We start from the raw sequence: 17,903 nt of genomic DNA on the forward strand, positions 1-17,903 counted from the left end.
TAAAAAATAGTCATGGCTTTTTTTATTGAGATATTGACTGAACAATAGCGTCAAGAATTGTATCAATTGAAACACTCGCTAGAATGTCGCCATAATCTTTGAAGTAAGTCCCGTTATGTCTCGCTAGACCATTACTAGCCACGGTTATTTCATCACCATTTTTGAGAGTTGCAATCATCACACCATTGGTAGTGATTAGCTTATTTACAATTTCAAATGGGTTAGTTTCTGTCATTTTGTTGCTCCTTTTCTGATTTTGGTGAGTGATAGTCTGGATTGTGTAGCCACCAGTCATTCATGATTTTAAACAACTTTTTACGAATGGTTGCTGCACTGGCTTTTGGGTTGCCACATACTAGTGCCGTCACATCTTTATCAAAAACAGGATTTGACAATGGATATTCTGCAAACCGCAATGAGAAGAAATAGTCATGATCACTGTCATTGTAGTCATTACGATACGCCTGCAAGCGAATTGGTTTGAATTGTTTGTCGCAATCCCGCCAGCTCAGTAATTCTGCAGTTATTGAAATATTTTGTTCAATCATCATATAGTCAGTTATCAATCCTTGATGAGGTTCATACCATGCCATAGTGTCTCCTTTACATCCAATCGGGTCTTTCATCACCATCAATACTGCCGTGAATATGATTTACTAGAATTTCGTTTGTGACCGTGATGTTGTTGTCTGCGACGTAGCCAATTGTTAATCTATCAAATTTCTCATTTAGATGTTGATGGTGTACCCAATTGTTGTTGACGGGGTAGTAAAGTCCTAGCTCGGATAGCTCATCTTCCAGCCCCGACCAAACATTAGCCGTCAAATCGTCTTCATCATAGCTTTTAGCTTCATAAACAAGTTCTACGGCTTGAATAGCACAGCTAGGAATGAGTGCCATTGCTGGATTTTGTAAGTAGGTTTCCATTCTAATAATTTTGATATTCATTTTTATATTTCTCCTGATTATTTAAACTGATTTTCTGCAAATGAGTAATAATCATCAGTTGTAACAATAAAATGGTCATTAACTGGTACTTGTAATAGCTGACCAATCTCGCTTAGCTTTTGTGTTAAGGCAATATCTTCTTGTGAGGGAAGTAAATGACCACTGGGGTGATTATGCGCAAGAATGATACTACTGGCGTTATTTAAGAGCGCTATTTGAAACACTTCCCTAGGGGATACAACAATACTGGAAATTTGTCCTATGGCAATCGTGTCTGAGGCGATAACGTCTAATTGAGAATTCAAGCTCATGACAATCAACCGTTCTTGCAATTGACGCCCAATTTGATGTTTGAGGTAATTACCGACTTCAACCGCTGATTTAGCAGTAAAGTCTACACTGACATCTCTCAGTTGAAAACCTGAATTTGTGACTGTGATATTAGACATAAACTTGTCCTCCTGTTGGCCTGTTTTGTGACCAATTTATTCTTATTGCGTTGTGAACGGACAAACTAAAACAAGCCAGGGCGGGTTTGCAAAGCTCGCGTAGCGACACGTAGTGCTTGGCCTTGCAAATTTAGCCCAAATCTTTGGACTTTAGTCCTTAGATTTGCTTGGCTTGTTAGAGTTTTGGTAGTCACAAAAGCAAGAATAGATGGTGCATAACAGTCAGCAGGAAGGAAAGCCATCACATTTAAACGGTTTGAAAATCGTTTGAATGTGATGGCTTTTTTTGAACCCCCAATTAACTTTACTGGTGTGGTCTCAACCACGCCTGTCAAGTTCATGATTAGGGGGACTGGGAGATTTGTGTTGTCTCAGGAAAAACCATTTACTTTTATGAAGTTATTTAAAAGGTTGATATATTGGCCCTATATTAAACAAAAAGGGAGCTACAAAATGGCTAAAAAAACGATTGACCAACAAATTAAAGAAAAGCAAACACGTTTGGATGAACTAGATTTACAGGCAAAAGCAATTCAAGACGAAAAACGCGCGATCAAAAAAGACATCAAACAACTTAATGATGCCCTTGTGGCTGAATTGGGACGGTCACTGTTAGCCAAAATGAACTTGGAAACAGATGATATTGACCAGGCATTTGCTGAATTGAATCACTTACCAATTGACAAACAAGTTGGAGGACAAGCTCATGGCGATCAGTAAGGAAGAACGTGCGCAACTTAAATTATTACCAATTCGTGGCTATTGCGATTGGAAAGGTATTCCTTACACAACGGAGACTCCCACTGAGTTACGCATGGTTGATCACGATAGTTTGGTGGTTAGAACAAAATTAAACCGTTTTGTCTGGAACTCGACTGGTGTTAAAGGGGATTTAGTTGATTTCATTCACTACTACGAATTAGGCAAATCAGATGGTGACAGTAAAGGTGCCGCTATTAAAAATCAACTGGCCTACGCGCGCTTTGTCAAAGGTGAAAATATTGATGTCTCTAAACTGTACGAAGACAACACACCGCGTTACAAGTTTGATTATGACAAGGTCTTCAAAACTCAAGAAACAAACGTATCCAAAGATTATTTAGTTAATCAACGCAAGCTCAATCCACAGTTCGTTGACAATTTATTGAAAAGTGGCGCAGTGGTACAAGGTAGCCGTTACCGTGAAGGTGATAAGTTGCATCAAAACCCCGTCATCTTTCCCTGGAAGGATGTGAATGGCAAAATTGTGGGCGCTGATCGTCAAGGGACTGAACAAGACTTTGAACATTACAAAAAGCGTGGCACATCCAAAAAAATCTTTGCTGGCAGTGATACCTCAACGGGTTATAACCTCTCATTTGGTTCAGGTAACAAAACATTGATTTTATTTGAAAGCCCAATTGACTTATTGAGTTATGCCCAACAAAACCATCAAGACATGGTGAAAATTAACGCCACGCTGTTGTCTGTGTCTGGAACTGATGCGAAACGTGGCTTGCAATATTTGAATGATGCGGTTGCGGCTAAGCAAGCCAAATTTAATAAGATCATTGTGGCTTTTGATAATGATGTCGCAGGATTTAAAGCCGCAGATTACTTTGATCGATTTAGTTTTAAAAATCCAATTACTGGTGAAGCGATTGAAGCAGAGCGTCATATTCCCTTACAAGGCAAAGATTGGAACGAACAATTGAAAGCAGGAGTTACAGGGCGGCGCGTTATGAGTATGACGGATAATGCTAATCGCTTAGATGCCTTAGAAAAACTTGCAGTGCAAGAGACACAAACCGGTAAACCAGATTATGTGGATGTCAAAATGAGTACCATTCAACCTGTTAAGCCAGCAGTTGACGAAAAAACACCGAAAAAGAGTAAAGAACGTCGTTCCAAAGCTGATCGTCGTAAGGAAAATGCTTTGAAGAATAAGCAGATAATTCAAGAGGCAATGGGAAAGGTGGCCAAGTACCAACAAGATCCCGCTGAACTTAAAAAGCTCCTTGACTTTACCGCGACTGGCTTAAATTATTCGGCTCGTAATTCAATGTTGATTCAACTACAAAATCCAAAAGCCACCTTGTTGAAAGGCTACAAACAATGGTCTGCTGATGGCATCCAAGTTAATAAGGGTGAAAAGGGCATCAAAATATTTGGCGCCCCAACCAACTTAAAAACAATCATTGCTGCCAATGGCGAAAAAATACGCTGGTCTGATGCGACACCTGAACAAAAGCAATTAGCCAATAACAAGCAATTGGAAGTCCGCAGTGTTAAACATTATCCAGTCGAAACCGTGTTTGATGTTCGCCAAACGAATGCCACAGCTGAGCAATTGCCAAGTATGTTACCGAATCGTCCAATTGACTTAGCCACTGATAAAAGTCCAAAACATTTGGATGCGGCCTATAAAACGTTGTTGACGTTCGCCGACAAGCTTAAAGTGCCCGTCATTGACCAAGGTGTGGACGAACAAATTGCCAAGCGGCCAATGACCTGGCAAGGGCAAGCAAAAGGTGCTTTTGTCCAATCAAAAACTAATAAGGATGAAAAATATATTCTGTTGCGCAGTGATCTTACCCCAACCGATAAAATTCACACCTTAGCGCATGAAATAGCGCACGCGCAGCTTCATTCCTTGCAAAGTCAAAATAATTGGCCCACAGCCATTAAAGAAACGCAGGCAGAGTTATCCAGCTATGTGATTACTAAAAACTTAGGCATTGAGCCTGGTGAGAAAAGCGTTGATTATATTGCGGGTTGGTCAAAGAATTTAAAGGCGCTAGAGGGTCAAAACACTGGCAAGATCATTAGTCAGGCACTCAAAGCTAGTACCGATGTTACTCAGTATCTATCGGATAACTTGAGCAACGGTGAAGTTCGTCAGCCAAAAACAACAAAATTGCTTAAGCCTGATAAGTTAGCGGTTGTCGAACAAAACTATCAGGCCATTAATCAAACAAGTACACGACACATATAAAAGGAGCAAACACATGTCACAAGAAAACATTCAAGAAGTTACAGGTTTTATCACAGGCATTACAAAGTCTGCTGAAGTTAATATTTTATCCTTCCAAGAAAAGGGTCAACCAGGTGCCATTGCTTTGACAATTGAAACCAGGCGCTACCACGAATTATTTCCAGCAGGCGATCCAATTTTAGGTATTGAAATGGTGGCCGTATTACAACAAGTTGGCAAGAAATTACAAGTGGTCTCAATTTATGATCCCGAAGGTGGTTTTATTGCCGCTGATGAGGTGCCAGAACTTGGCCAATTGAATCATCAATTAGATGATGTCAAAAGCACTGATGTCTACACAAGTTTAATCGCTGACCGACAAAAAGCAGTCGATCACATTGATGCGAGTACAAGCGAATTAGAAGAATTAGCCAGAGAGCATGATGCTGCAATTCAAGTCCCTGAAAGCAAGACGAATTATGGTGATCCCGTCACCGACCAGGGAGGAAATGAATGATTGAATTAAAACACAACAATTCCACACCATACCTTGATCGCTATACAACAGACATTAGTGTCAAAGTGATGTCTGATCCAGAAAAATATCATGCCTACGAACGTGAAAGTATTACGCGTCGTATCATGGTCTCCTTGATGAAACAGATTCAAAATGCGCCTTTATTAGTTGGGCTACCTGGCGTTGGTAAAACAGCCATTGTAGAGGATTTGGCACGCCAATTGTTAAGCACCTCAGTTTCTTCCCTCAAAGGCAAACACTTAGTTCAAATTAGTTTGGCCAACTTGATGAAAAGCAGTGATGGTGAGTCATTTGCGCATAAATTCCAAGCCATCATTGATGAATTAATTGTCAATAAAGACACTGTAATTGCTTTTATTGATGAAATTCATCAAATTGTTGGTACTGGTGCTGAAACATCAGGCAGTTCATTGGATGCGGGTAATATTATCAAACCAGCTCTGAGTCGTGATGACCTCCAAATTATTGGAGCAACGACTACGAAAGAATTTCACGAATATGTGGCGCGTGATGGCGCACTGATGCGGCGATTTGATTTGATTGAAGTGCCAGAACTGAGCTTTGAACAAACGAAACGTGTTTTAGCTAAAGTCGCCCTACAACTAAATAACGGCATTGAAGTGCCAGAAATAGTACAAGACAGAATTATGGCACTATCACAACGCTATATCACTGACCGTTACTTTCCTGAAAAGGCAATTATGTTGCTAGATGGCGCGTTAAGTGTCGCACGACTGGATAATCATCGAACGCTGTCAAATCAAGACGTAGCTACGATTATCCATGATGACTATCATGTGCCTGAATATGTCATTAATCAGACGATTGATGAACGATTATTGAACTTGTTACCAAGACTAAAAAGCCAGGTGATTGGTCAAGACACAGCCTTAGAAAAAGTTGCGATGAAACTGACTAATCGTGAGGCAGGACTAGCTGACACCTCAAAGCCTGAGTCATTTCTCTTTATGGGGCCAACAGGTGTTGGTAAGACTGAGACAGCCAAGCAACTAGCGCTAAATCTATTTGGCAACGCTCCAAACTTTATTCGCTTTGATATGTCAGAGTTTAAGTTTGCAGGGACTAGCCTAGAAAGATTTAAAGATCAACTCACGACTAGAGTCAGGCACACGCCTTATGCCGTATTATTGTTGGATGAAATTGAAAAGGCAGATCCAGAAGTCATGGATTTGCTTTTGCAGGTCTTAGATGATGGTCGTTTGAGTGATGAATATGGGCGGGTCATTAACTTTAAAGACTTAGTCATTGTAATGACAACTAACTCAGGGGCCACAGCAGTGATGAATCGTGATGCTAAATCAGATGCTGTTAAAGAAGACAAAAAGCGTCAAGCAAACTTTGAAGAACAACTCGAAATTGCCTTGCAAAGTGATGGTTACCGTCCTGAGTTTATCGCTAGAATTGGTGCCATTATTGTCTTTGATGTCTTAAAGATGGCGGATATGGTGCGAATTGTTGAACTAAAATTGTCACGACTCAATCAACAAGCACAAGAGAGCGGCTTCAATATTGTTTTTGACACACAAGAAGTAGCGCGTTATATTCCATCTTTTGACCTGGGCTTTGAGTATCTAAATGGTACACAGGAAGTCAGCTCACCAATTGCCAACTACATCGCAGACGTTGGTTATAAACCATCGCGAGGTGTCAGACCAATTGATGACACGATTGCTACGTATGTGAGTGATCCAGTGTCTGCCGCAATTATCCAAAAGCGACAAGGACTAGGACAGGACTTTGATACTTTCATCTTTAGAGCCATTGGTAATCCACCATCTTTGACAAGTCCTTATGGTGAATGGCAAGTTGTGGTTTCCACAGCTAAGGAGGCAGCAGACAATGAAGCTATTTAAAAAAGATTATCGTGCCGAAAGACAATTTATGCGCGAGAGTTACATTCGTTGGCGTGGTCGTCCCTGGTTCTTATGGCTGTATGGCATTATAGCAACTATTGGAGTGATATTCATATCGCTTTACGTCACTATTATGGTTGACTTGTTGGTTAGAGTTGTTGGCCCATATATTCAAGCCTTCAAGTTCTATATGCAAAGTGGTGTCGCTCAATGGCCAGAATTCAACGATGTCATGAACATGACCGCCACGGTGCTCAATCCACTCAATATTTTCACCATTCTCTTTAGGCTCACTTTAGTGACAGGTATTGTGTTGATTCTGTGCCTGTTACTACTAATCAAAAAATATGTCTTCCAACGTATTTATGACTGGTATCAATTGTTTAGAGACCAAACGCGTAATACTAACCGTTTTGCGGAAGTCCGTGAGGTGGATAAAGTTTATAAATTGATTCCTGATCGCAATAAGAATTTTAAGGGTCGCCCAGGCCAACCAGTGCTGCACACACAAGGATACACCCTCGAATTCTTTATGATTCATCCGTTCCTGTGGGCGTGGCAATGGGTTAAGCGGCCACTAGGTATGAATTCACTAGAATTTAGCGGGGTGTACAAAAAAATACGTCCCGTTTTACTGGAACGTTTGCCAAAGCTATTTGAAAAGCAACTGAATGTTCAAGGCGGTTTTGATGGCTTTTACTGGGTAGACACCAGTAACACCCATTCCAAGACAACTGGGATGACGCGTTCCTCAAAAGACCAAATGCGTGGGTATACCCTAATTGACATCATTCGTCGTGCCGAAATCAAATGGAACATTATTGATACTGATGCCAAAAACGAAGATGCCAAAATGAGCTACAAGTCCTTACGCACAGCAGGTTATGACGTGAAATTACTCAATATCATGGAGCCAAGTGAGTCTGAGTCCTGGAATCCACTTGAAATAGCGATTGATTATGCCTTTGATGGTGATTGGGACAGTGCCAATACGGAACTACGTAAGGTTGTACAAGTCATTGGTGGTTCCAGTGGTGAAGAAAGTAGCCACAAGGATATTTGGGATAGTGCCGCTGAAAGTACCATTCAAGCAGTCATGCTCACGGTGCTCGATATTGCTGTACGTCACCAGGACAAATCAATGGTAACCATCTCAAACGTCTTGCAATTCATCAATGATATGAATAAGTTCACGGATAAGGAAGGTGATGGCTTAACTAAGTACATTACTAATATTGGTAAACTACCGCGAACACCAGCGCGAAATATGATTATTCTAAACGCCGCTGAGTACCTATCTGCCACAGGGGATACAAAATCATCAATTTCTTTCTCAGTTATGAATCGTTTGAATTTGTTTGCCTCAGAGTCAATCACACGTTTGACAACCTTCAACACTATCAATTTGACCGATTTAGGGTTTCCAAGAATGCTAAAGATTAAGTTCTCTGACCGCTATAAAGGGGTTCATGTTAGCATTCATGTTTATGAATCAGGTAAAAAGCATGCAATAGAAAAGGACAAGCTAACCGTGTCCCAATCAGGCACGCTAACTTATCCGATTCATAACCATTTACCCGTCTCATGGCAAATTGAGTTGTCACTCGATAATGACGGCAATTCAATTGCGATGCGTAAACAAAGGTTTACGTTGACTGGTAAGATTGTACAACGAAAATTACTCAATGGCAAGATTAAGCGTGACTTGTTTTCTAAGCAGCCTGTCATCCAATGCCTGGTCGATCAGATTAAACCACAAGGTACTACTGAGACACCAGGTGTCACCTTGCGTTACTCAGAAAATCCAATGGCAGTCTTCATCATCACGCCACAATCTAACGATGATTTCTCCGCTTTGTCCAGCTTGTTTATCTCACAAGTTTTCTCAGTCAATACGGACATTGCATCAACGATTACCCGCAGGAAAATGGACAGTTGGATACTTTATAAGCTCAATGAGTTTTCTATGTTCCCACGTATCCCGGGCTTCACGAACATTCTAACGCATGGTTTAACCTACGGGCATTTGGTGGATTTGTATATTCAAACCTTAACACAACCACGATTGCATTATTCTGAAATGGAAACCAATGACATCAATGGTAACACGGGTAACTGGTTCAACATTTTAACTAATGATGAGCAAACAAATGAAGCCTTATCCAAGCAATTAGGTGAGGTTGAAGTCCAAACCGAATCAGTCAATTCACAGATTGGCTTAGATCGTCAAGATCGTGGTAACCGTCATGCACAAGTTAGCAAGGTTCGGCTGTTAGATGCCAAAGAAATTAGTGAATTGAGTCCGCGTGAGATGATTACCATCCGTACGATTAAACGTGCGGATAAGAAGGGAAGATCAGTTAGACCTTTGCCAATTTTCTCTACGGGTGCTTATAGAATGCCGTTTGCCTATGAATTATTGGGCAAGCAGTATTCACTTGATTACTATACGGCAGACTTGAACATCAAAGCGCAGCATAACGATTTGAAATATGATGACCTCTATCATGACTTTGTGCCTTACTTTGATGAGCTAGATCAACAAGTTCAACTAGAAATTGAAGAAGAAGGCGCAGGTGGCAATCAAATTGATCATCGTCAATTCAATACGTTAGCAAATGATGAAATCAACAACATTTTGGCCAAAGCGCATCAAGGTATCGAAACAGATGAAGTGCAAACACAACAAGAACTCTCTGATGAGAAACGTTACTTGCAGTGGAAACATGACTTTAACCCTGATGAGCCATTTATGACCGAAGAACAATTAGATAATGTTGAGCTACGTCAAATCGTAGAGAAATCCATCAAAATGAGGATACCGCGCTCAAATAAAACAGAAGAACAAAACAGCGCCGTTGCTTACTTAAATCGTGGCAAATATCTGACACTTTCTGGCAACAACAATAACGGTAAAGTTCTAAGATTACTAAACAACGAACCCGCCTACATGTGGGAAATATATAAGCAGCTTAACGCTACAACAACTCAAGGAGAAGTCGAATGACAAATCTAGTCTCGGGCCTCAATACATTAGCGGGTAGTTTACCAACGTTACCTAATAATGGCCCAACAGCCGATTTTTACAATCAATGGTCGCAATACCTATCACCATTGCCACATATTTTCTTAACGCTGATCATGTTATTCATGCACAGCATTGCGTTAATTTTCTATTACATTGCGAATGCAGTCTTTACGGCTTATCAGTCATCTTTCAAGCTGTTAGACTTTATGAATATCTTCTTTGAGCCAAATAGCGATGTTTATCAAAATTGGAATTTAGGTAATATTCTCAAAGACTTCTTGTACCTGGGTTTTGTCATATTTGGCATCATGATGATGGTGCAGTGGATACAATATACCGCAACTTCTGGTCGCAAGGGCAGGGAATGGCCTAAGGGAATCACCATTACTGTTGGTGTCATTTCTGCTTTAGGCAGATTGCAAGAATCATCCGAACACCGCATGTTTCTGAAAGACTTTTCGTGGTGATTGCCAGTTGAGCGTTTTCATTGGCCTGGCATTAATCCAATGATTAATTTGATCTAATTCTTTCTGACTGATGGTTTCAATTTTGCGTTCTTTTGGGATAAAACGACGGACATATCGATTTAGCACTTCATTACTACCACGTTCTTCTGGTGAATATGGGTGTGCAAAATACATCGGTATGCCTAGCTGTTCTTCTATTTCATCATATTTTGCAAACTCTCGACCGTGATCAACTGTAATTGATTTAGCATTTTTTATACCCTTGAAAAACCTAATAATAGCTGGTGTCACTGCCTGACTATTGCGCCCACTGACATGTCTCATGATATGTTGTCGACTCAATCGTTCTGTGATGGTCACTAAAACATCGCCACGTGTTTTACCAGATTGCATCGTATCAACTTCAAAATGACCAAATTCTTGTCTTAATTGGACAGCTTTTGGTCGTTTTTCAATTGAACGGCCATGAGCAAAAACACGTCTACGGCCGTCAGATTGACGTTTACGTCGAATACCTTTATCAGGTAAATCTGATAACTTAATTTTAAGCAAACCATGATGAATCCAGTTGTAGATGGTCTTGAAAGCAATACCCAATACATGAGCAGCCGTTTCTGGTGACCACTTCAAGATACCAATGTGATGGTTCAAAAAAGCTGATATTTCAGGTGTTAGGGTCGGATGGCGACCGTGTTTGTGCCGATTACACTGGGCTAAATGATGAGCCTGTTGTGCATTGTATGGTTTAATTCGATTTAACTCGTAGGTAATAGTTGCAGGAGAACGCTTTAAGAAACGGGCTATTTCTCGAGTTGAATGATTAAGTTTGATCATTGTTTCAATGACAGAACGTTCGTGAGCTGATAAACTAGAAGACATAAGCTGCAGATCCTTTATGGTTGATTTTAGTCAATTACCATTAAAGTCTCTGCAGTTTTTTTATGCAAGGTGTTCGGTTTAATTTTACAATCTGCCTTTACCATTAATACTCGGTTTAATGAGCGGAATTGGTACAGCCACAGTCAATGATACGTCAGGTACTAAAGAAAAAAACATTGTCACACAATTATGGCAAGGAAATTCCACAGACTTACACTATTTAGCAAGAGATAATTTTGACTTGAGCAAATATAAAGATGACGACCGTGTATTCAAGGATGCAAAAACAAAAATTCAAGGTTCTGACTACCATTCAGTCATGAGTGATGCTGGATATACAGACGGTTTAAGCGACGCTCAAAAATCAGTATTCACCAAGAAAATTGGTGGCAACGGCACCATGGTTGATATTACCGGTGACTCACTTGTTCTGGGTAAGACATTTGCGGATGATTATCCAGTTATGAAAACTAATTGGTTAGGCATTATTGGTGGTGAAATAGTCTTTATTATCGTCGTAGCCGGTGCGATTGTGCGTTTGCTGTCCTCAGTCTATAAAATGGCTTTTATGGCAGGTTCAATTGTGTACTTTGGCCTAAGAGATGGCACACAAGGCAAACGTGTCCAACAAGTTCTGGGAATGATTGAGGGACAAATAACAGGTATTGTCATGATGCCAATTTCATTAATTTTCTTCTTTGCCTGGGTAGAATTTGCCTTTAATACCATTAATGGTTTAGGTCTAGATATGTGGCCATTTACCATCCTGTCAATTGCCGCTCTGTTAGCTGGTGGTAAAGGGCTCGCAGGTGGCTTTGAAATGATTGAACAATGGACTGGTGTTCGCTCAGGTCATAATCCTGTTGCTTCGATGATGTTAGCCAATCAAGCTGCTCACATGGTAGGTGGCGCCACAAGGGTTGCCAAGAAAAATATTGGCAAGGGTCTCAACGCAATTTCACCAGAACAGAAAAAGAAGAATCGTGAACTAGGTAAGAAGATTGCCAACTCGGGTGGCAATCAAGGCTTAGATAATAGTAAAGCACTGGCTGATCATAGCTTAAATGATACTGGTGTCGATACATCCGCACAAGCCACAGGTAAGGCGGCAAAGGCGGCTGAGGTAGCAGGACGTACAGTCGGAGCAATGAAACATCCAGGTAGTTTATTGAAAAACACTGGTCGTGCGGCTGGTGATAAAGTTAAAGATGGCGTGAATAAAGCCGTTGGCAATGTCAAAGATTATGCTGGTGGTGTTGCCGACAACTTCGCAGGTGGACAACAAACCGTTGAAGCCTTTAACAAACGTCATTCACCTATAACACCAAAATCAAACAGCGGTGATACACCATCTTCTTCTCAACCACGCAATGTGCATGAAGCACTTTCAAAGGCTGTCACAGATTCACCTAATTCTCATCCAAAGGATACAGCTAATAAGTCTCAATCTAACATGAGCCACGCAATGTCTGATGCACATCGTGGTTTATCTACTAGAACTAATTCACCCAAGTCTAGCGCTGGTAATTCAACTAAGCCAATTGTGAGTGGTGGAACAGTTGTTCAACCTAAGGGAGTTGGTGCAACGCCAGCAACCATGTCACGTCCAAACACCCCACGTTTGAGCGGTACATTGCCTGGCAAAAAGTCGGTGAATCAACCGTTGACAGCAGCGCAACAAAAAGAAAAGGATCGCGCCTGGGCTGAGAGTGTTATTGCAAAACAAAAAGCGAAAATGCAGAATCAACAAAGCGTATCAAGTAAAGAGGACAAGTGAAACTTTTAATTTGTAGGCTGATACGGTAACATTAACAGTAGTTGATTTTAGGGAGTATACTGATGGAGAAAATTAAGCTAAATAAAATTTGGATTACAATTGTGGTGATTGGAATTATCGTTATCGGAATTTTGTTAGCCATGTTGAACCAACAAAAACAAAACAGTCCTGAGGCACAATCATCAAGTTACGTGTCAAGTGCTAAGGCTTCATCCGCCTCAACCTCAATTCAGGACAAGAACAATGAAAAAGCTTATGCTAAAAAAGCTGCTAAAATGAAAGGCCATGTTTATTCTGACTATTTTACATCTTGGTCTAAACAAGACTTTAAAAATTGGGCCAATGAATATCTAGCAAAACCAGAATCTGAAAGACACCAAGACGGCGTGAAGGAGAGTTTTGGAACTTCAACTAGTTGGGAAAACAGCGATACTAATATGACATACCCACTAGATAAAATTGCAAATCAAATTCAAACTGACGGGGTAGCAACGAATTACTACGACACAGTTAAAGAATTTAACAAGGCCAACCCTGGATTCAATCCTGATGATATAAAGAAATAGCAAAAAGGCAGTGATTACTTAAGAATCACTGCCTTTTGTTTTGTCCTAAATTATTTTGATTGATTTAAAACTTGCTCAAGCACTAAATCCACAAAGGCGCTTGATGAGCGAAATCCTTGTTTGGTTGCTAATTTCTCAATGCCTTGTTTTATCTCAGGGCGAATGGTGTAAGTCGTTTGTATTTTACGACTACTATGATTTGAAGAAGGTAACTTAAACCCGTCACCTAACGATACCTCTGATTGTGGTTCGTCTCGACTAAAGGCATCTGCCATTTGTTTTTGAGCGCTGGCTTCATCAAACATACGAGGGTCTTTTTTATCGTAATCCATTATTTCACACTTTCTAATAGCTTTTGATAAGCATCATTAATTTGCTGCAAGGTTTTATGGTTGCGCTTGGCTTGTTCTAAATCAAACACTGGGGTTTTAAGCATGGTTGAACTATTAAAGACTTCACGCTCATTTAAGACGGCGACAAGGTTCTCAATTTGATCAATAATCTGGCCAAACTCATGACTTGACCGTGTATTGTGCTTCACACGATTGGCAAGATACAAAACCTTTGCTTCAATTAGGGGCTCTCGTGTACGAATATCAACGGCATCATCACGGAACTCTTTCATCCTTAAATCAAATTGTTGTTTTGATTGAATAAAACCATACTCTGAGGGCTCTAGTGGCACCACAACATAATCAGAAACGGCAATCATATTCTTCGTTAACGTCCCAAACTCTGGATGGGTGTCAATTAGAATATAGTCATAATCTTTGATTTCCTCAAGGTGGTCTTGAAGCCACATCATCATCAGAAAGTTTTTATTATTCTTTGATTGTAATGTACCTTCTAATTCGTCTAAATGAGGGCTAGCAGGTAACAAACCTAATTGTGGGGTAATTTGTCTAATTTGAGCTAAACCGCCTGTAAAGACGTCATATAGCGTATTTTTATTGGTATAGCTTTCATAGGTAGAGGACAAGTTACCTTGATAGTCTGAATCAATTAACAAGACTTTGTAGCCTTGTCGAATCAGAAAACTTGCGAAGTTGAATGTCATCGTTGTTTTACCAACGCCACCTTTTGATGCTGAAAATGTAATTGTTTTACTCATGATGAAGCTCCTTAGTTATTTTATCTGTCAAAACGAAATAACGATGAAACCACCAATCCAGGCATGTGAAACATGTTTACATATATATATTATATCATACGTATAACATGTATATCAATATACTATACTTTAATTATAAGTAAAGGTATGTTTGTGTTATAAGATGAATATATGCACATATATCAATATCGTATATAGATTGGATACACAAAAATATAACAAACAAATCATTGTCTCCTGTTCGTGCAGGGGGCTTTTTCTTTGCCTTAGGAAAAACCATTTACCTTTATGACATTTTTTGAATACCTTGTACACTGACCACAGATTGAACTTCAATCCAGGCAAAAATAACTTGTTAAAGGAGAAATTATATGTATGAACACTTTACCCCAGGCCGCAATATTTGGAAGAAAGTGTCTCGGTGGATGTTCTTCACGATGGAACGAATCTTTGTCCTAGTCATTGTTTTTGGGATTACTTACCTGATGATTAAATCATTCTATCCCTACAATATTGGCAAGTATGGTCTGATTCTAATTATGAGTAATGCGTTACTAGCTGGCTATTTGATTTTACCTAGTCCAAGTAACCCAATGGGTCTCATGTATCAAGAAATCCTACGTGGCATCTTAAAGTCCAGCAAGCACGCCACAGGTAATCTAACTGCGATTACTGAAAACAAGAAACGAGAGGAAAACTAATGGGAATAAAAGCTAAACAAACTCAAAAGGGACGGGGTTTAACCGTTGTCAAACAAGCATTAGACAACCGCAAACCAATTCCAATCTACTTTGCTTTACCTTATAAAGATATTTTGAATAAAAAGGGGCATCCAATTTTATTGGCCGATGACACGTACGCTGACATGCTGAACCTTCCTGGAAAAGATTTGGATTTCCTGAATGCAGAAGGTGATAAGAGTTCTAACGCCATTATCGCTGATTTTCATCAATTGTTATCAGTTTATGTTGAAGACTTTGATATTTTTGTTAGTCAACTACCTGCTGACACGCGTATCCAGCAAGCTTCATGGGGACAAGAGTTAGTGAGAGTGGAGAGTCAATTAAATAGTGGTGACCTAGATGATCGTCACTACCAACAATTGTTAGTGATGCGTCAAACTATTTTGCAAGAAATTAATATTGAAAAAAATGTGGTCGGTGACATTAAGCACCAAGAATATACCGCTGTGCTCTATGGTAAGACCTTAGCTGCCTTAGATAAAAACCGCCGTGACTTTATGGCACACGCAGGTATGGCATTTACACCTGAGCCAGTCTCAATTAATCGTAAAAAGATGGTCATGTACCAAATTAACAATCCTGGGGAAACCTTAGAACTGGAGGAAAAATAAGCATGCGCACAAGTTTAAATACAGCAAAACGTTCCGCTCTAAAAGCACGCGGCTATAATTTAGAACTTATTGAAGAAGTTCAAAACCCTAGTGGCATTGAATTTCACACCACCTACTTTGATGATGGTATGGCAAGTAGTGCCATTATTAACGTCTACGACTATCCCAAAAATGAACAATTACAAGGCTGGTTTAAGGAACTCATTAATCACAAGAACACCATTGTAGACATTAAGATTGGGACTGAAAACAAGTTTGAAGTGCAAAAAGCACTTGAAACAGCTACTAACACGTTGCGTAGTAAGGCCCGCAGTGAGGTGACCTCACAAGGTGATGCGCTGGAAGCCGAACAAGATGCTGACATTACGCTACAAGATTTGAATGAAGCCCGCAATGGTCGTGAAATTTACAAACGTGTCTACGTTAGGTTATTGGTATCAGATGTTTCTCCAGAAGAATTACGTCATCGTGTTAAAGAAATTCAACAACAGCTTTCTAACTACCGCATGAAAGTCTATCCTTCTGAGCAATTGACACACTTCCAACAGTTTTTTATGCCCGCCATGTCTATTGAAAATCAAACGATTAAGGACAAAGGATTTCCAATGAAAGCCTATGCGTTAGCTGGTTCTTATGCTTTCAACCAGACCTTTATCGCACATCCTCGTGGTTCATACATGGGTTTGACGATGCAACGTGGTGAGGTTATGTATGATCCCAGCTACAACGACCACCGTACGCAGTTAACCGCTTATAACCTAGTTGTGGGTGGTGAGCGCTCAGGTAAAAGCTCGTTTGCCAAAAAGAACTTGGGTCCATTAGTTTCTCGTGGTGATACAGTTTGGGTATTTGATAAGTCTAATGAATGGCGTGATCTCGTCAATTATTATTATGGTGTCACTTTGACACTTGATGGCAGTCAAAACATTATCAATTTGATGCAAGTGTTTGGGACAGTCTTAGATGCCAATGGTAATGTTGATGTCATTGCTAGCTTCAACCAACACCGCACAAAGGTGATTACTTATTACGCTACGCTTAACCCGCAAGCAAATAAAAAAGAATTAGAAATGTTGGGTAACCTGATCACTGATTTCTACGTTGAACGTCGTATGTGGTCATTATCACCAAAAGATAACCCACAAGATCTACGCGTGATTGGGCTACGAAATGAAGACTATCCAATTCTCGAAGATTTTCAAACCTTCCTAGAAACCCATAGCATGCTGACGCGCAACATGACACAGCCTGCCGTAGAACGTTTGGATAACATCTTATCGACAATTAGCAGCTTAATACAAAACCATGGCGACATGGTGAATGGTGTAACGACCATGCCTGATCTGTCTGGTGAGCGTTTGATTCGTTTTGATACGAGTGGTCTTTCAAGATTAGAAGATGATCTCTACAACGCCCAATACTTTACCATTTTGTCTTTGATGGAAAGCTACATCACGATTAATGGAACTAAGCAACGTGAGCGCATTAAACGTGGTGAAGTCTCAACTCAGGCCAACAACAATGGTAATCCACCAAAATATTTCTGGTGGATACAGGATGAAGCGGATGATATTTTCAATGCTAAACATTCATTAGGCATTACCTTCGGTGACAACATGATGGCGCAACACGGTAAAGATTTCTTCGGGATGTTTGCTATCTTCCCAGGACTCAAAAATGTTGTGCCAACAGGTAATGCATCAGACACTGAGGCTAGTCGTGCCGCATCTTCCTTCTTCGGCCGATTCCCAAAGCAAACGATTGGACGTCTATCAAAAACGGATACAACCCGTTTACGTAGTGTGGTGAGTGAAACTAATATCACTGATGGTCAACTACAAGCGCTACAAGGATTAGATCAAGGTGATTTCTTAATGAACTTGGTGGGTAAGCAATCTACGTTTATGCACGTTGATCTTAATGACTCAGAAATTAATTTGTTTGGTGGAGGACTGTAAG

General features: G+C 40.2%; 19 protein-coding genes. 11 read left to right on the top strand and 8 right to left on the bottom strand.

Annotation, left to right across the window (positions count from 1 at the left end; translation table 11 throughout):
* Window positions 1–22: 22 nt before the first annotated feature.
* From A6B45_RS05170 to A6B45_RS05190, 5 genes are all read right to left on the bottom strand, one after another.
* Entirely contained in the window at window positions 23–235 is a 213-nt protein-coding gene (locus tag A6B45_RS05170; RefSeq protein ID WP_072613651.1) for a hypothetical protein, read from the bottom strand.
* Window positions 222–593: a hypothetical protein gene (locus A6B45_RS05175; RefSeq protein ID WP_072613652.1), complete on the bottom strand. Its 372-nt coding sequence runs from the start codon at window positions 591–593 to the stop codon at window positions 222–224. Before A6B45_RS05175 ends, A6B45_RS05170 begins: the two co-directional genes overlap by 14 nt.
* A 10-nt stretch (window positions 594–603) precedes the next feature.
* Entirely contained in the window at window positions 604–948 is a 345-nt protein-coding gene (locus A6B45_RS05180) for a hypothetical protein (protein WP_072613653.1), read from the bottom strand.
* A gap of 17 nt (window positions 949–965) precedes the next feature.
* Window positions 966–1,397, bottom strand: coding sequence for a JAB domain-containing protein (locus A6B45_RS05185; RefSeq protein ID WP_072613654.1), 432 nt, complete (start codon window positions 1,395–1,397; stop codon window positions 966–968).
* 65 nt (window positions 1,398–1,462) lie between these two features.
* The gene (locus A6B45_RS05190) at window positions 1,463–1,738 is read right to left on the bottom strand and encodes a hypothetical protein (RefSeq protein WP_072613655.1); all 276 of its coding nucleotides are present in this window, start codon (window positions 1,736–1,738) and stop codon (window positions 1,463–1,465) included.
* Window positions 1,739–1,850: 112 nt separating this feature from the next.
* Between A6B45_RS05190 and A6B45_RS05195 the strand changes: the two genes are divergently transcribed.
* From A6B45_RS05195 to A6B45_RS05220, 6 genes are read left to right on the top strand one after another with little or no spacing between them, the layout of a single operon-like run.
* Complete coding sequence (locus A6B45_RS05195) at window positions 1,851–2,117, top strand: hypothetical protein (protein WP_002814593.1); 267 nt, start codon at window positions 1,851–1,853, stop codon at window positions 2,115–2,117.
* Complete coding sequence (locus A6B45_RS05200; RefSeq protein WP_072613656.1) at window positions 2,104–4,371, top strand: ArdC-like ssDNA-binding domain-containing protein; 2,268 nt, start codon at window positions 2,104–2,106, stop codon at window positions 4,369–4,371. Before A6B45_RS05195 ends, A6B45_RS05200 begins: the two co-directional genes overlap by 14 nt.
* A 13-nt stretch (window positions 4,372–4,384) precedes the next feature.
* Window positions 4,385–4,867: a hypothetical protein gene (locus A6B45_RS05205; protein WP_072613657.1), complete on the top strand. Its 483-nt coding sequence runs from the start codon at window positions 4,385–4,387 to the stop codon at window positions 4,865–4,867.
* Complete coding sequence (locus tag A6B45_RS05210) at window positions 4,864–6,762, top strand: AAA family ATPase (protein ID WP_072613658.1); 1,899 nt, start codon at window positions 4,864–4,866, stop codon at window positions 6,760–6,762. The genes A6B45_RS05205 and A6B45_RS05210 overlap by 4 nt, the downstream gene beginning before the upstream one ends.
* Window positions 6,749–9,769, top strand: coding sequence for a type IV secretory system conjugative DNA transfer family protein (locus A6B45_RS05215; RefSeq protein WP_072613659.1), 3,021 nt, complete (start codon window positions 6,749–6,751; stop codon window positions 9,767–9,769). Before A6B45_RS05210 ends, A6B45_RS05215 begins: the two co-directional genes overlap by 14 nt.
* Window positions 9,766–10,257, top strand: a complete 492-nt coding sequence (locus A6B45_RS05220) for a hypothetical protein (RefSeq protein WP_072613660.1) — start codon at window positions 9,766–9,768, stop codon at window positions 10,255–10,257. Before A6B45_RS05215 ends, A6B45_RS05220 begins: the two co-directional genes overlap by 4 nt.
* Here A6B45_RS05220 and A6B45_RS05225 read toward each other — a convergent pair.
* Window positions 10,216–11,136: an IS30 family transposase gene (locus A6B45_RS05225; RefSeq protein ID WP_012268558.1), complete on the bottom strand. Its 921-nt coding sequence runs from the start codon at window positions 11,134–11,136 to the stop codon at window positions 10,216–10,218. The genes A6B45_RS05220 and A6B45_RS05225 overlap by 42 nt on opposite strands.
* Window positions 11,137–11,242: 106 nt before the next feature.
* Between A6B45_RS05225 and A6B45_RS05230 the strand changes: the two genes are divergently transcribed.
* Together A6B45_RS05230 and A6B45_RS05235 are read left to right on the top strand one after the other, a co-directional pair.
* Window positions 11,243–12,913 carry a pLS20_p028 family conjugation system transmembrane protein gene (locus A6B45_RS05230; RefSeq protein WP_409359793.1) on the top strand — a complete coding sequence of 557 codons (1,671 nt, stop codon included), beginning with the start codon at window positions 11,243–11,245 and terminating at the stop codon, window positions 12,911–12,913.
* A 62-nt stretch (window positions 12,914–12,975) separates the two neighbouring features.
* Window positions 12,976–13,479, top strand: a complete 504-nt coding sequence (locus tag A6B45_RS05235; RefSeq protein ID WP_072613661.1) for a hypothetical protein — start codon at window positions 12,976–12,978, stop codon at window positions 13,477–13,479.
* A 50-nt stretch (window positions 13,480–13,529) separates the two neighbouring features.
* Here A6B45_RS05235 and A6B45_RS05240 read toward each other — a convergent pair whose 3' ends face one another.
* Window positions 13,530–13,811, bottom strand: a complete 282-nt coding sequence (locus A6B45_RS05240; RefSeq protein ID WP_004915935.1) for a hypothetical protein — start codon at window positions 13,809–13,811, stop codon at window positions 13,530–13,532.
* Window positions 13,811–14,590, bottom strand: coding sequence for a ParA family protein (locus tag A6B45_RS05245; RefSeq protein ID WP_072613662.1), 780 nt, complete (start codon window positions 14,588–14,590; stop codon window positions 13,811–13,813). Before A6B45_RS05245 ends, A6B45_RS05240 begins: the two co-directional genes overlap by 1 nt.
* Before the next feature lie 437 nt (window positions 14,591–15,027).
* Between A6B45_RS05245 and A6B45_RS05250 the strand changes: the two genes are divergently transcribed.
* The 3 genes from A6B45_RS05250 to A6B45_RS05260 are packed head-to-tail and all read left to right on the top strand — an operon-like array spanning window position 15,028 to window position 17,902.
* The gene (locus tag A6B45_RS05250; protein ID WP_237048943.1) at window positions 15,028–15,291 is read left to right on the top strand and encodes a hypothetical protein; all 264 of its coding nucleotides are present in this window, start codon (window positions 15,028–15,030) and stop codon (window positions 15,289–15,291) included.
* The gene (locus tag A6B45_RS05255; protein WP_072613664.1) at window positions 15,291–15,944 is read left to right on the top strand and encodes a hypothetical protein; all 654 of its coding nucleotides are present in this window, start codon (window positions 15,291–15,293) and stop codon (window positions 15,942–15,944) included. The genes A6B45_RS05250 and A6B45_RS05255 overlap by 1 nt, the downstream gene beginning before the upstream one ends.
* A 2-nt stretch (window positions 15,945–15,946) precedes the next feature.
* Window positions 15,947–17,902 carry a type IV secretion system protein VirB4 gene (locus A6B45_RS05260; RefSeq protein WP_072613665.1) on the top strand — a complete coding sequence of 652 codons (1,956 nt, stop codon included), beginning with the start codon at window positions 15,947–15,949 and terminating at the stop codon, window positions 17,900–17,902.
* The last annotated feature ends 1 nt before the right edge of the window (window position 17,903 follow it).

The sequence above is a fragment of the Leuconostoc suionicum genome (genome assembly GCF_001891125.1).
Lineage (GTDB): Bacteria > Bacillota > Bacilli > Lactobacillales > Lactobacillaceae > Leuconostoc > Leuconostoc suionicum.